This window comes from Nonlabens ulvanivorans, assembly GCF_000732625.1.
In the GTDB taxonomy this organism is placed as follows: Bacteria; Bacteroidota; Bacteroidia; order Flavobacteriales; family Flavobacteriaceae; genus Nonlabens; species Nonlabens ulvanivorans.
Window position 1 is genome coordinate 574,149 of record NZ_JPJI01000026.1, and the last position, 12,762, is coordinate 586,910.

Sequence of the window (12,762 nt, forward strand, 5' to 3'; positions counted from 1 at the left end):
TAGCTTTAAAATGACGCTTTCGCGAAAGCGTATTAAATAGACTCTAAATACTCTACTAAAACATCCACCACATAATCCAGCTCTTCTTTGGTATTAAAAATAGAGAAGCTAAATCTCAGACTAGGTTTATTTAAATCCTCGTCTGCCAAAACATTAGTTAATACGTGAGAGCCTTTTTGAGAACCACTCTGGCAAGCACTACCTTTAGAACAAGCAATTCCTTTAAGATCCATTGTGAAAAGCAACATCGCTGCCTTATCTGCAGGACAAGGAAGACAGACGTTTAATAAAGTAAACGTACTGTTTTCATGATCACCACAATTCCCGTTGAACTTGACACCTGGTATTTTTTCTAACAGCTGAGCTTTAAAATAATCTTTGAGATCTTTAACATACTCGCGTTCTTTTTCTAGATTTTCATAAGCCATAGATAAAGACTTATCCATACCTACAATATTATGCACACTTTCTGTACCAGCGCGGTAACCACGTTCTTGTGCACCACCTAAAATTAATGGTTTTAAACCGGTACCTTTTCTAATAAAAGCAAACCCAACACCTTTAGGACCGTGGAATTTATGCGCGCTTACCGCGGTAAAATCAACAGGAAGTTTAGAAAAGTCCATTTCATAATGACCTATGGATTGCACACAATCACTATGAAAAAGTGTATTATATTTTTTACACATATTCCCTACTCGATCGATATCTAATTTGTTACCTATCTCATTATTAATATGCATCAAGCTTACAAGAGTTTTTTGAGACTCATCTTTAAGTAACTCTTGTAGGTGATCATAACTAGGCGTTCCACAATCTTGTAAATCTAAATATTCAACATGAGTTCCATATTTTTCTTTACAGTAGTCTACAATATAAAGAACAGCATGGTGCTCAATTTTTGTGGTAATGATACGTTGTACTCCTAGATCACGAACACAACTGTGAATGGCTAGATTATCTGCTTCAGTACCACCAGAGGTAAAAATGATTTCTGCTGCTGTAACACCTAGTTGAGCTGCGATGTTCTTACGAGCATTTTCTATTAATGATTTTGCACTGCGACCATAACTATGTGTGCTGCTAGGGTTACCATAAATGTCCTGCATTACACGAGTCATCTCGTCGATTACTTCAGTTCTCATTTGTGTGGTAGCGGCACTATCTAAATATACTTGTCTCATGCCGGCAAAAGTAAAAGAAATGACCTTAAAAATTAACTTTAAAGCTCGAATAGTAATCCTTATTTTTGAAGATATGAAAAAACTGCTTTACCTAATAATCCCTATAGCTTTAATTGGCTGTGATGATGGCGACTTAATTCTAGAAGATTTAGATTTTGAAGGCGCAACTGTTCAAGCATGTGAAATCCCTGACGATGGTGACACATCAGACTATCTATTCTATATGATTAACGATACCGAAACAATATCATTACAGTTATCTACAATAGACGATATTTTGAGTTCTGAGGCAACACATGGTCCATATTCTTTAATTACTAATGATTTAGAATACCGTAAACTTAGTGACGCAGCAGGTAGTGATTATTTTTGTAATGATATACCACCGTCGAGCCCTACCACATTACAAACTTTTATAGGAGAAGATGGCGATGTCTATATTACAACCAGTATTGAAGAAGAAGATAATGATGGAATCAGTGCTGTGGACGAAGGAATAGCCACGTTACAAGACACAGATATGGATGGATTGCCAGATTACATCGATGAAGACGATGATGGTGATAATGTATTAACCATTAATGAAGGTATTAATCTTACCGACCTTTCTTTGAGCCAAGACACAGATGGTGATGGAACACCAGATTATCTTGATAATGACGACGATGGAGATGGCATCCCAACCATACAAGAGGACCTTAACCGAGATTTAAGTCCTGCAAATGACCGTCTTTTAGTCGGGACAGATTTACAACCCTACTATCTTATCAATTCTATAGAAATGGCTAGTCCAGCAATTGACACATTTAGACCACATGAATACTCAAGTACAGCAAATTTAGATATTAGTATAGAAGATTTAACAGCAACTAGTGATAGTCGCGAAATTATCATTGCTTTTTATGAGTTCGGAACATTTGTAAGAACAGTTACAACGACTATAACACCTAATTTTGTTCCTTAGAACATTTATTTAGGATTCTGATAGATGTAAACCTCTGTGGCGCCTCTTCCATATTTCTGAAAATCTGCATCATAATAGGTTATATCACTATAACGATCAAACAAAAATTCTAGTTCTTTTTTAAGCACACCTTCACCTATACCATGAATAAAAACTAGTTTAGGAATGCGTTCTTTACGAGCCCATTCTAGTTTATATCGAGCAGTATCCATTTGTGTATTAAGCTTATCATAGGCGTCCATACCACGTTCACTCTTTACTAATTGATGTATGTGTAAATCCACCTCAATGGCAGGTATTTCTTTAGATTTTTTACGAGAAACCTGTCGCTTTTTTCCTTTTTGAATAGGTACTTCTTCCTTAACAACAACACGGTCTACCTTAAACCTTTGATCTAAAATAAGCTCTGATTCATTATATTCAATTTCAATATCATCGTCAGTAATAATCGTTATTTGTTCCGCTTTCGCGGAAGCGACCACTCCACCAAACTCATCGTCTAACACCAATACTCGATCACCTACTTGAAATTTACTCATTTTCATCAATATTATCATCTTCTCGATTACGACTATAAAGATAAGCAGCAATCATAAGTGAAACTATCCCAGCGACTTGAAAGAACAAAACACCTTTTTCAAAATACATAGAGCACAGGAAAAATAGTATACCTGCAACAAGTGCAATCCCGTTAAATTGTTTTATATTTATCATATTCATCGTCAAATTTACACCATACATCTAATTTAAGTGTACATAATTAATATTTACATGAAACTTTTACGGTATAGGTATGAAAAGCTTTTATTTTGTAATCGCTAGTTAATAGTATTTATATGAAAAATTTTATTTTAAGCATTCTCGCAGTTCTATTCATCAGTTCATTATCTGCACAGGTATATGTAGGTGATGGATTTATTTATTCAAAAGGAACTAATCTATATGCTAAAGGGAAAATAAATCTTTCTACTAACGGAAAGTTATATTTAAGAAACGAAGCTCAATTAATTCAAGGTGATGATGTAGATAATGAAGGAGCTGGTGTTTTATCTGTATTTCAAGAAGGAACATCAAATGAGTACACTTATAATTATTGGTCTTCTCCGGTAGGAAACCCAACAGGCATAGGAAATCAAGATTTTGACTTAAGTGAACAAATTTACTTTCCGGTATTACAAGCTGGATTTACTGAAACCGGTTTTGACGCTGCTGCTCCAAATACCGACTTGAGAACTAATTTGGTTATCGATGCACAAAAAGCAACGTTAACCGGAATTGGTAATCCAACTGGAAGATCTGATGTCCAGGATTTATCTACACTAACCGTTACTAGACCTTTAGAGATTTCAGGTCGATGGTTGTACAAATATGATCTAGCAGGAAGTGGAAACGGAAGTTACGGTAACTGGACTAGAGTAATTACAGCAGATGTAGAACCTGGAATAGCTTTTACTATGAAAGGTGTAGAACAAGTCGGTGGTGGACCTAACTTAGTTTCAAATGCTGTTACTGGCTTTTTAGGTCAGAGAATAGATTTTAGAGGAAGACCTCTTAACGGTGACATTTCAATGACTATCGCATTAGATGACGTAGCCATTATAGGTAATCCTTATCCTAGCGCATTGGATATGAAAAAGTTTTTAGAGGATAATACCAATCCTTCATCTTCTTTATCACAAATTGATCCAGTAATTTACTTTTGGGAATCAAAAAGTACAAGCCATCAGCTTACTGACTATATAGGTGGATACGGAACATATGTACCTAATGGTTTCGCTGTAGACGGTAATGGTGAGTATCTTGATGATGGTATTTATGCATCTGCAGCATACAGTCGCTACAATTCTGACGGAACACCTTCTAATGGTAATATCTCAGGAGGCGCAGGCGGATTTGTATCACCAGCAGGAGCTTCTGGTGGAAGAAGATATGCTGCGATAGGTCAAGGTTTTGTGGTTACAAGATCAACTGACCCAACACTAGCTAACAATAGCGCAGGTAATCCTGTTGCCGGAACTGGTGGAACTTTCTCTGCAGGAGATGGTGATGGAACTATAACTTTTAATAATAGTCAACGTACTTTTTATAAAGAGAGTGACGGCGATTTATCATTCTTTGCATCGGCACCAGGTAGCAATAATAACAACCCTATTAATGGAACGCCTGCAAACGTATTACCAGCAATCAGATTCAATGTTGCTATTAATGATCTGTATGTAAGAGAACTAGTATTGCAATTTGAGCCAAGTACAACTATGGACTTAGACTATGGATGGGAAGGCCCTATAGCTAATAATAAGCAAGTCAACGATGTATATATGGAAGTTGAGGATCAAGGCCTTGTGATTAACTCAATACCTTTTTCAACAGATAAAAAAGTACCTCTTAGTTTTGATTTAGCTAACAATAGCATTTTTGAATTCAATATTAAAGCGTTACAAAACTTTGACACACCATATATTATCTTACATGATAAATATACCAACACAACATATGACTTAAAGAATGGTACATCTACTATTTCTTTAGCAGCAGGAACTATTGATGATCGTTTTGAAATTATTTTTCAAGACCCGACAACACTTTCTAATGATGAAATTGTTAACGCTGAAAAAGAATTTGATATAGTACAAAACAATAGTCGTCAAGAATTAACTATCTTCAATCCTAATGGAATCGAGGTAAGCAACATCTCTTTATTTGACCTTGCTGGAAAAGAACTAATCTCAAGTAAAGAAGGAACTTCTAATAGTACTTATACTTTTGAAACAAGTAACTTTAGCACAGGAATCTACATCGTAAGAGTGATTACTGCTGACCAAAGAGAAGCTGCTGTAAAAGTGAGTATCAGTAATTAATATGAATATACTAAATGCCGATGATAGCTGGATGCTACCATGCATGAGTAAAAAAATGACTGGAATGGACTGTCCTGGATGTGGTATCCAGCGGTCCATTTCCTTTTTAATGAAAGGCGAAGTTGTTGATGCATTCTTTATGTATCCGGGAATTTACCCGATGTTTTTTCTTTTTGTTTTTCTTACATTTGACTGGTTCTTTAAAATTAAACATGGAGAGAAAATAAAGCTTACACTCGCTATACTCACCATAGGAACTATTTTAATTAACTATATCATTAAATTAATCTTTTAACCAATCAATCATTATGCAAAAATTAAACACAACCCTAGTTTACATACTATCTGTAGTAGGTTTTATATGCTGTTGCTTCAGTGGTGTCGGAGTGATACCAGCCGGAATCGCATTCTACCTTGCAAACAAAGGAGTTAAAGAATATGAAGCTAATCCAGAGGCATACTCTAATGGACCAGCGATGAAAACAGCAAAAACTGTTTCATTAGTAGTTACTGTAATAGCAGGACTAATGGCTCTTTATAGTATTTACAACTTTGTTTCTACAACTCCAGAAGAAAGAGCTCAACAACAACGTGAAATGCTAGAACAATTTGGTATGGATCCAGAAATGATGGAAGACGCTGGATATTAATCCGATCTTTTCATAAATTTTATAAGGGAACGCAATGCGTTCCCTTTTTTATTATTTTTACGTTTTAATCAAAATATAAATCATGCAAAAATTAAACACCACTGCCATATACATCCTTTCGGTTGTTGGTTTCTTATGTTGTTGTTTCTATGGAATAGGTACTATTGCAGCCATCATAGCACTAGTTCTAGCAAACAAAGAACTAGCTAAGTACAATGCAGATCCTGAACTTTACAGTAATGGAAAAGCAATGAAAACAGCAAAAACACTAGCTATAGTATCATTAGTTATTTCTCTAATCGGATTAGCGTTTATCATTTGGTTTTATTTCAACCAATGTGAATTTTATGAATGGTATATAGAATTTGCTTTAAATAATCCAGGCGTTACTGAAGAGCAACTAGCTCCATTATACGATGCCATGGAAGAAGCAGGATGTAGATAACATTACGACATCTTTTAAAATAAAAAGGCTCGCAATTGCGAGCCTTTTTATTTTAATTAATATGGTTTATTCAAAACTCTTTAAAGTATGAATAATGATATCGATACATTCATCTAGTTGCTCTTGAGTCATTACCAATGGTGGTGCAAATCTAATAATATTACCATGTGTAGGTTTAGCTAGCAATCCGTTATCGCGAAGCTTTAAGCATATGTTCCACGCTGTATCACCTTCTTCAGTATCGTTAATCACAATCGCGTTTAATAAACCACGACCTCTTACTAAAGTTACTGTATCAGTAGTCTCTATATATTCATTAATTCGAGATCTAAAGTGATTACCTAATTCACGTGCATTTTGAGCTAACTTCTCATCCTTTACAACATCAAGTGCTGCCATACCTACTACCGCTGCTACTGGATTACCACCAAAGGTACTTCCATGCTGTCCAGGTTTAATGACATTCATTATTTCATTATTTGACAGTACTGCACTTACGGGATAAGCTCCACCAGATAAAGCTTTTCCTAATATCAGAACATCTGGCTGCGCATAAGTTGCGGCTTGCTTTTCACAATGTCCAGCACAATCACATTTACCACATACCGCAAGTAAAGCACCGGTTCTAGCGATTCCTGTTTGTATTTCATCTGCAATAAAAAGAGCGTTGTACTTTTTACAAAGTTCTTGCGATGCTCTCATATAATTATCATCTGGAGTGTAAACACCAGCTTCACCTTGAATAGGCTCTACAAGAAAACCTGCCACATTATCTTGCTGCAATGCTTCTTCTAGGGCAGCCGTATCATCATAAGGAATCTTAATAAAACCAGGTGTATAAGGACCAAAGTTTTTACGTGCACCTTCATCATTTGAGAATGATATAATGGTTGTAGTACGACCGTGAAAATTATTCTCGGCAACTATAATTTTTGCTTCATGCTCTGCAACGCCTTTTTTCTCATAAGCCCATTTACGAGCAATTTTGATAGCGGTCTCCACTGCTTCAGCACCAGTATTCATCGGCAGTACTTTATCAAAGCCAAAATACTCGGTCATGTATTTTTCATAAACGCCTAACTTATCGTTATGAAAAGCTCGCGATGTTAAGGTTAATGTTTGTGCTTGCTGGTTCATAGCATCTACAATCGCAGGATGACAATGTCCTTGATTTACTGCAGAGTAAGCACTTAAAAAATCATAGTAACGCTTACCTTCTACATCCCATACATATACACCATCACCTTTCTCAAGTACCACTGGTAGTGGATGATAATTATGTGCTCCATGTTCATCTTCTAGATCTATGTAATGTTGACTTCCATTTTTAGTCGCTGTGCTCATAAGTTGTTTTTTATCTAAGTCGCAATTTACAAAAAGAGCTGTCCAAGACATGAAGCTATAGCTTAAATTTTATAGAAATTATGAGCTACACCTCAGTCTATTCTCTTAAATTTGGACACATGTCAAAAAGAAGAAATCGAGCAAATAAAACCTTTGAAAATGTTCCTGTAGTAGATGCCGGAGCAAAAGGGAAAAGCGTAGCCAAAACTGAAGATGGCGCCGTGATATTTTTAAAAAATGCAGTACCAGGTGATGTGGTAGACATCAAAACTTTCAAAAAGAGAAAATCTTTTTATGAAGGAGAAGCGACTGTTTTTCATACCCTTTCAGATCGTCGTACAAAGCCGGTCTGCAAGCACTTTGGAACCTGTGGTGGTTGTAAGTGGCAACATATGGCTTATGATAGCCAGCTGTTTTTTAAACAAAAAGAAGTTGTTGAAAACCTAACCAGAATAGGTCATTTAGACTTACCAGAGGTTACTCCTATTGCAGGATCCGCAGATCAGTATTACTATCGCAATAAGATGGAATTCAGCTTTTCAGCCAGCAGATGGTTGACCTTAGAAGAAATTCAGAGTGATGTTCAAATCGAAGATAAAAAAGCGTTAGGCTTTCACATTCCAGGAATGTGGGATAAAATATTGCACCTAGATGAATGTCATTTACATCCTACCATTGGAGAGCAGATAAGGTTGAGTGTTCACGCTTTCGCGGAAGCGGAACATATAGAATACTTTAATCCTAGAGAAAAAACTGGTGTTTTAAGGACATTAATGCTGCGTATGTCATCCATAGGAGAAACGATGGTTGTGATACAATTCTTTAAGGAAGATGAAAATGCTAGAATAGCTTTATTGGAGCACTTGAAAACTTCTTTTCCTCAAATTAAATCGTTGCAGTACATTATAAATGAAAAGGCTAACGATACTATTTATGATCAAGAGGTTATATGTTATGATGGACGTGATCATATCTTTGAAGAAATGGAAGGATTACAGTTTAAAATCAACGCAAAATCTTTCTATCAGACTAACTCACAGCAAGCCTATGAATTATATAAAATCACAAGAGACTTTGCAGGATTAACAGGCAAGGAATTAGTTTATGACTTATATACAGGTACTGGAACTATTGCACAATTTGTAGCAAAGAAGGCTAAACATGTAGTAGGAATCGAATCTGTTCCTGTAGCGATTGAAGATGCAAAGACAAACGCAGCACACAATAATATAGACAATACCACATTTTTTGCTGGTGATATGAGAGATGTTTTTACTGCAGATTTTATCGCTGAACATGGCGCACCAGATGTGGTTATCACAGATCCACCACGTGATGGTATGCATAAAGATGTTGTAGCACAATTACTAGCTCTTGCTGCACCACGAATCGTTTATGTAAGTTGTAACAGTGCAACACAAGCTAGAGATCTTGCGTTATTAAAAGAACAATATAAAGTGGTAAAATATCAACCAGTAGATATGTTCCCGCAAACGCATCATGTAGAAAGTGTTGTGCTTTTAGAAATAATAAAATAATTCTATTATGAAAAAATCACTCTTTATCGTTCTTATTATTGCAAGCTTTATAGCCTGTGGTGATAAACAAGATAACGAATCGATACGTAAAGAAGCTCAAATATCAGGTAAAATCACTGCTGTTGACTCAATAGATATTCCAGAAAAATTGGTTACTTATCTATACAATGAAACCAAAGCAGATTATGACCAGATAGAAATTGAAGTAGGGAAAGATGGTGCTTTTACATCTACACTACCGATAGACAGATCTATGAGTATATCTATATATGGTGATTATGGCGTTCAATTACTGATTAGTCCTGGTGATTCTATTCATATTGCTACAGATGCGAGATTTGAAAATGTAACTTATGATGGGAAAGGTGGAGATGTCAACACAGCTCTTACTGCCTATAAAGACAACAATCCAACAGAGAAATTATTAGAATCTGAAGAAGTCTTGTCACCACAAGATTATGCTTTATTACTAGACAGTATATCTATTGAAGTTCAATCTTATAATAAGGATTTTCTAGCTAATCATGACCAGCAAGTTTTACAAGATTATGTAATGTCTGAAGAGGCATTTTTAATACCTGCAAAAAAACTCGCCTATGCTCTTTATAGTCCACAAGGAGCTGTTGCGTTAAACGATAGTACATTCACAAATAGCTTTAATAATTTACCAGAGTACAAAAAAGAATATGATCTCAACACCAATAACCCTGCGATGATTGCAAATTATCTAGGTTATGTATGGGAAGTAGATGCTTTAGAAAATACAACTGACTCGAGAGAAAAAGCTTTTATGAACCGTTTAATGTCGTTAGAAAACAATGACTATTTAAAAAAGAAAATATTACAAAGTAAGGTAATGAATAAGTTAGAAGACAACAATGTTTCTTTTTATGAAAACCATAAAGATGAAGTTGACCTTGTTTTTAATAATACTCCTATTCTAGCAACAGTGTCACAGAAATATGACGAAGTAAAAAAATTACTTAATAACCCAGAATTACCTGTAGATACAGAGCTTTTAACTTTTAAATCTGAAGATGCTACTCAATTCATAGATGAAATTATAGAAAATGCTGATGGTAAAGTGATCTATATTGATAATTGGGCAACATGGTGTGGACCATGTAAAAGTGAGTTTAAAAATGCCTCACCAGCATTGCATGAGAAATTTAAGGATGATGTTGAATTTGTGTATTTATGTCACCAAAGTAAGGAAGCTGGTTATATACCTTCTATTTCAAAATTCAAAATCGCTGGAAAGCATTACTTTTTAACTGAAGATCAATCAAGACCTATCTTCAAACAAATAAATTTAGAAGGTTTTCCTACTTACACAATTATAAATAAAAACGGAGACATCGTTTTATCTGACTACATTCACAGACCTAGTTATGCTAAAACTACCGAGATTCTTACAGGCTTAATTAATGAAGAAATATAACTACACTTTATTACTAAGTATTATCCTTTTAATGACTGGTTTATCTAGTTGTGAAAAAGATGATTTATGCGACCCTTCATTAAGCGTAACACCACGTTTAATTATTAAATTCACTGATATAGGTAATCCAGAAGAATCTAAAGAGGTAGAACAATTACAAATAAGAGAGATAGGTTTTACAGAATTTGCTCCTTTAGACAGTGAAGGTTCAACCTTACTCACCGCCGTTGACTCTATTGCAATACCATTAAGAACAGATAGCAATAACACTAGCTATGAATTTTTCTTAGATGATGATGACGGCACTAATATAGATAGCATAGACTTTAATTATAATCTTGATGAAATTTACATTAATAGAGCATGTGGTTTTAAAATTGTTTATAATGAACTAGGCGCATTCAGATTACCTGAACCTACTGGTGATGAATGGATTATAAACATTCAAGTAGTTACTCCTGAAGTTACATCAAATAACGACATACACATTGAGATACGTCACTAACATATTAATATTACTTGTAGGTTTCGTAGCGTTTTCACAAACGCAAGAGAAAACTGCAGTTGACAGCGTTCAATATAAACGCACCTATGGTTTGCGGTTAGGAATAGATGCAGCCAGTTTAATACGTACTGGTATTGATCCAGAATATAATGGGTTTCAAATCTTAGGAGATTACAGAATAAAAAATAAGTTATACATCGCTGGGGAATTAGGTAATGAAAATATAGATCGTAATTCTGACAGAATAGATTTTAAAACCAGCGGTTCATATTTTAAAGCAGGTATTGATTACAACTTATATCAAAACTGGCTAGACATGGATAACATGATTTATTTTGGCGCACGACTAGGTGCCGCAAATTTTTCACAGAATTTATTGAGGTATGACTATGCTCAAGACAATAGTTATTTCCCTGTTTTCACTAATGTTGTAGACAGAGAGTTTAAAGGTCTTACCGCAGTATGGTTAGAATTACAACTAGGTATAAAGGTTGAAGTATTACCTAATTTATATATGGTGGCAAACGTGCAGTTAAAGAGAATGATTACAGAAAAAACTCCTGATAATTTTGACAACTTGTATGTACCAGGCTTTGGTAAAACTTATGACACTAGTGAAATAGGTGTAGGTTATACTTATGGTCTGATGTACCGCATTCCATTTTTCAAGAAATAAAAGCATTAAACTATCACTTATAAAAAAAGCCTTTCAATTCAGAAAGGCTTTTTTTATCTTCTTATATCATAATCTAACTCTATTCTTCTTCTTGACTAAGAGAATTTAATAAATCATTAGATTGAAGTAAGTTATACCATTGCACAACCTTTTTAATATCACTAGCATAAACTCGATCCTCGTCATAGTTAGGTAACACCTCACTAAAATAAGACTGTAGTTCTTTCTTACTTACTTTGTGATTGATTGAAGGACCTTGATTTTCTTTTTCAGCAATCTTTTGAAACACTTCCTTAAGCGGTACTTCAGTCTCATAAGTATAAATAGAGATATCTTTAAGTACACTCACGTTATGGTTGATTCCTATTATAGCTGTTTTCTTATCGATTAAAGATTCGACTACAAAACCATTACGGGTTTTAGTCTTTAATTGATATAAACCTGGCTTACCTGTTACTGATAAAATGTTTTCTAAACTCATATTCTTCTTTTTCTGAGGACGGCAAATATATTAAACCTCATCTTTAAAATGGTGATTATTTTCTTCCTTTCACTTCTGGAAAACGCATGCGATAATCGATACTTACTTTTCCTTTAGAAATATTAGCAAGCTTCCCTTTTATTAATCGCTTTTTTAGGGAAGATATTTTATCAGTAAATAAAATTCCTTCAATATGATCATACTCATGTTGAATAACACGAGCCATTAAACCCGTATAAGTCTCGGTTACTTCATTAAAATTTTCATCACTGTACCTAATGGTCACTTCTTCTGGTCTAAAAACATCTTCTCTTACATTAGGTATACTTAGACAACCTTCATTAAAAGCCCATTCTTCTCCATTCTCTTCTACGATATGCGCATTTATAAAAGCCTTCTTAAAAGAACCTAACTGTTTCTGCTCTTCAGGTGATAAATCTGGATCATCTCCAAAAGGTGATGTATCTACCAAAAAAATACGAATAGGCATACCTACCTGTGGTGCCGCCAGCCCTACTCCACTCGCTCCATACATGGTTTCCCACATATTTTCTAGAACTTTATCTAGATTAGGATAATCAGGTGTGATATCCTTTGCTACTTTTCTTAATACTGGATCGCCATAAGCGACTATAGGATAAATCATGTGTTCTGAATGATTAATTTTAATAATTCT

The 12,762-nt window shown here is 34.8% G+C and carries 15 protein-coding genes; 9 read left to right on the plus strand and 6 right to left on the minus strand.

The genetic code is table 11. The features are described from left to right. Positions 1 to 32: 32 nt before the first annotated feature. On the minus strand, positions 33 to 1,184 hold the full coding sequence (locus tag IL45_RS06475) for a cysteine desulfurase family protein (RefSeq protein WP_036581694.1): 1,152 nt from the start codon (positions 1,182 to 1,184) through the stop codon (positions 33 to 35). Between the two features lie 73 nt (positions 1,185 to 1,257). On the opposite strand from IL45_RS06475, the gene IL45_RS14765 reads away from it, so the two are divergent. After that, entirely contained in the window at positions 1,258 to 2,148 is an 891-nt protein-coding gene (locus tag IL45_RS14765) for a hypothetical protein (RefSeq protein WP_170062958.1), read from the plus strand. Positions 2,149 to 2,153: 5 nt separating this feature from the next. On the opposite strand, the gene IL45_RS06485 is transcribed toward IL45_RS14765, so the two are convergent. Together IL45_RS06485 and IL45_RS15135 are read right to left on the minus strand one after the other, a co-directional pair. Continuing rightward, entirely contained in the window at positions 2,154 to 2,687 is a 534-nt protein-coding gene (locus IL45_RS06485; RefSeq protein ID WP_036582114.1) for a Smr/MutS family protein, read from the minus strand. Further along, positions 2,680 to 2,868: a hypothetical protein gene (locus tag IL45_RS15135; protein WP_036581696.1), complete on the minus strand. Its 189-nt coding sequence runs from the start codon at positions 2,866 to 2,868 to the stop codon at positions 2,680 to 2,682. The genes IL45_RS06485 and IL45_RS15135 overlap by 8 nt, the downstream gene beginning before the upstream one ends. Positions 2,869 to 2,984: 116 nt before the next feature. Here IL45_RS15135 and IL45_RS06495 point away from each other — a divergent pair, with 116 nt between their 5' ends. The 4 genes from IL45_RS06495 (at position 2,985) to IL45_RS06510 (ending at position 6,101) form a co-directional block, all read left to right on the plus strand. After that, positions 2,985 to 5,006: a T9SS type A sorting domain-containing protein gene (locus IL45_RS06495; protein ID WP_036581698.1), complete on the plus strand. Its 2,022-nt coding sequence runs from the start codon at positions 2,985 to 2,987 to the stop codon at positions 5,004 to 5,006. A gap of 1 nt (position 5,007) precedes the next feature. Beyond that, positions 5,008 to 5,301, plus strand: coding sequence for a DUF2752 domain-containing protein (locus IL45_RS06500; protein ID WP_036581701.1), 294 nt, complete (start codon positions 5,008 to 5,010; stop codon positions 5,299 to 5,301). A 13-nt stretch (positions 5,302 to 5,314) separates the two neighbouring features. Continuing rightward, complete coding sequence (locus tag IL45_RS06505; RefSeq protein ID WP_036581704.1) at positions 5,315 to 5,656, plus strand: CCC motif membrane protein; 342 nt, start codon at positions 5,315 to 5,317, stop codon at positions 5,654 to 5,656. A gap of 82 nt (positions 5,657 to 5,738) precedes the next feature. Beyond that, the gene (locus IL45_RS06510; protein ID WP_036581707.1) at positions 5,739 to 6,101 is read left to right on the plus strand and encodes a CCC motif membrane protein; all 363 of its coding nucleotides are present in this window, start codon (positions 5,739 to 5,741) and stop codon (positions 6,099 to 6,101) included. Positions 6,102 to 6,167: 66 nt separating this feature from the next. Here the strand turns inward: IL45_RS06510 and rocD are convergent, their stop codons facing one another. Beyond that, the gene (gene rocD / locus IL45_RS06515) at positions 6,168 to 7,445 is read right to left on the minus strand and encodes an ornithine--oxo-acid transaminase (protein WP_036582116.1); all 1,278 of its coding nucleotides are present in this window, start codon (positions 7,443 to 7,445) and stop codon (positions 6,168 to 6,170) included. Positions 7,446 to 7,564: 119 nt separating this feature from the next. Here rocD and rlmD point away from each other — a divergent pair, with 119 nt between their 5' ends. From rlmD to IL45_RS06535, 4 genes are read left to right on the plus strand one after another with little or no spacing between them, the layout of a single operon-like run. After that, positions 7,565 to 8,983: a 23S rRNA (uracil(1939)-C(5))-methyltransferase RlmD gene (gene rlmD / locus IL45_RS06520; protein WP_036582117.1), complete on the plus strand. Its 1,419-nt coding sequence runs from the start codon at positions 7,565 to 7,567 to the stop codon at positions 8,981 to 8,983. A 7-nt stretch (positions 8,984 to 8,990) separates the two neighbouring features. Then, positions 8,991 to 10,424 (plus strand): TlpA family protein disulfide reductase, encoded by a 1,434-nt coding sequence (locus tag IL45_RS06525; RefSeq protein WP_036581709.1) that lies wholly within the window; start codon positions 8,991 to 8,993, stop codon positions 10,422 to 10,424. After that, positions 10,411 to 10,929 carry a DUF6452 family protein gene (locus IL45_RS06530; RefSeq protein ID WP_036581711.1) on the plus strand — a complete coding sequence of 173 codons (519 nt, stop codon included), beginning with the start codon at positions 10,411 to 10,413 and terminating at the stop codon, positions 10,927 to 10,929. Before IL45_RS06525 ends, IL45_RS06530 begins: the two co-directional genes overlap by 14 nt. Further along, on the plus strand, positions 10,913 to 11,605 hold the full coding sequence (locus IL45_RS06535; RefSeq protein ID WP_036581714.1) for a DUF6048 family protein: 693 nt from the start codon (positions 10,913 to 10,915) through the stop codon (positions 11,603 to 11,605). Before IL45_RS06530 ends, IL45_RS06535 begins: the two co-directional genes overlap by 17 nt. Before the next feature lie 79 nt (positions 11,606 to 11,684). On the opposite strand, the gene IL45_RS06540 is transcribed toward IL45_RS06535, so the two are convergent. Together IL45_RS06540 and def are read right to left on the minus strand one after the other, a co-directional pair. Continuing rightward, positions 11,685 to 12,086 carry a DUF5606 family protein gene (locus IL45_RS06540; protein ID WP_036581717.1) on the minus strand — a complete coding sequence of 134 codons (402 nt, stop codon included), beginning with the start codon at positions 12,084 to 12,086 and terminating at the stop codon, positions 11,685 to 11,687. Between the two features lie 55 nt (positions 12,087 to 12,141). Beyond that, positions 12,142 to 12,732: a peptide deformylase gene (gene def, locus IL45_RS06545; protein ID WP_036581721.1), complete on the minus strand. Its 591-nt coding sequence runs from the start codon at positions 12,730 to 12,732 to the stop codon at positions 12,142 to 12,144. Positions 12,733 to 12,762: the final 30 nt, after the last annotated feature.

Excerpts from the sequence above, each read along its gene's own strand:
- IL45_RS06505 (WP_036581704.1), top strand. The coding sequence starts at position 5,315 with ATGCAAAAATTAAACACAACCCTAGTTTACATACTATCTGTAGTAGGT.
- rocD (WP_036582116.1), bottom strand. The coding sequence starts at position 7,445 with ATGAGCACAGCGACTAAAAATGGAAGTCAACATTACATAGATCTAGAA.
- IL45_RS15135 (WP_036581696.1), bottom strand. The coding sequence starts at position 2,868 with ATGAATATGATAAATATAAAACAATTTAACGGGATTGCACTTGTTGCA.
- rlmD (WP_036582117.1), top strand. The coding sequence starts at position 7,565 with ATGTCAAAAAGAAGAAATCGAGCAAATAAAACCTTTGAAAATGTTCCT.
- IL45_RS06475 (WP_036581694.1), bottom strand. The coding sequence starts at position 1,184 with ATGAGACAAGTATATTTAGATAGTGCCGCTACCACACAAATGAGAACT.
- IL45_RS06500 (WP_036581701.1), top strand. The coding sequence starts at position 5,008 with ATGAATATACTAAATGCCGATGATAGCTGGATGCTACCATGCATGAGT.
- def (WP_036581721.1), bottom strand. The coding sequence starts at position 12,732 with ATGATTTATCCTATAGTCGCTTATGGCGATCCAGTATTAAGAAAAGTA.
- IL45_RS14765 (WP_170062958.1), top strand. The coding sequence starts at position 1,258 with ATGAAAAAACTGCTTTACCTAATAATCCCTATAGCTTTAATTGGCTGT.
- IL45_RS06525 (WP_036581709.1), top strand. The coding sequence starts at position 8,991 with ATGAAAAAATCACTCTTTATCGTTCTTATTATTGCAAGCTTTATAGCC.
- IL45_RS06540 (WP_036581717.1), bottom strand. The coding sequence starts at position 12,086 with ATGAGTTTAGAAAACATTTTATCAGTAACAGGTAAGCCAGGTTTATAT.
- IL45_RS06530 (WP_036581711.1), top strand. The coding sequence starts at position 10,411 with ATGAAGAAATATAACTACACTTTATTACTAAGTATTATCCTTTTAATG.
- IL45_RS06510 (WP_036581707.1), top strand. The coding sequence starts at position 5,739 with ATGCAAAAATTAAACACCACTGCCATATACATCCTTTCGGTTGTTGGT.
- IL45_RS06495 (WP_036581698.1), top strand. The coding sequence starts at position 2,985 with ATGAAAAATTTTATTTTAAGCATTCTCGCAGTTCTATTCATCAGTTCA.
- IL45_RS06485 (WP_036582114.1), bottom strand. The coding sequence starts at position 2,687 with ATGAGTAAATTTCAAGTAGGTGATCGAGTATTGGTGTTAGACGATGAG.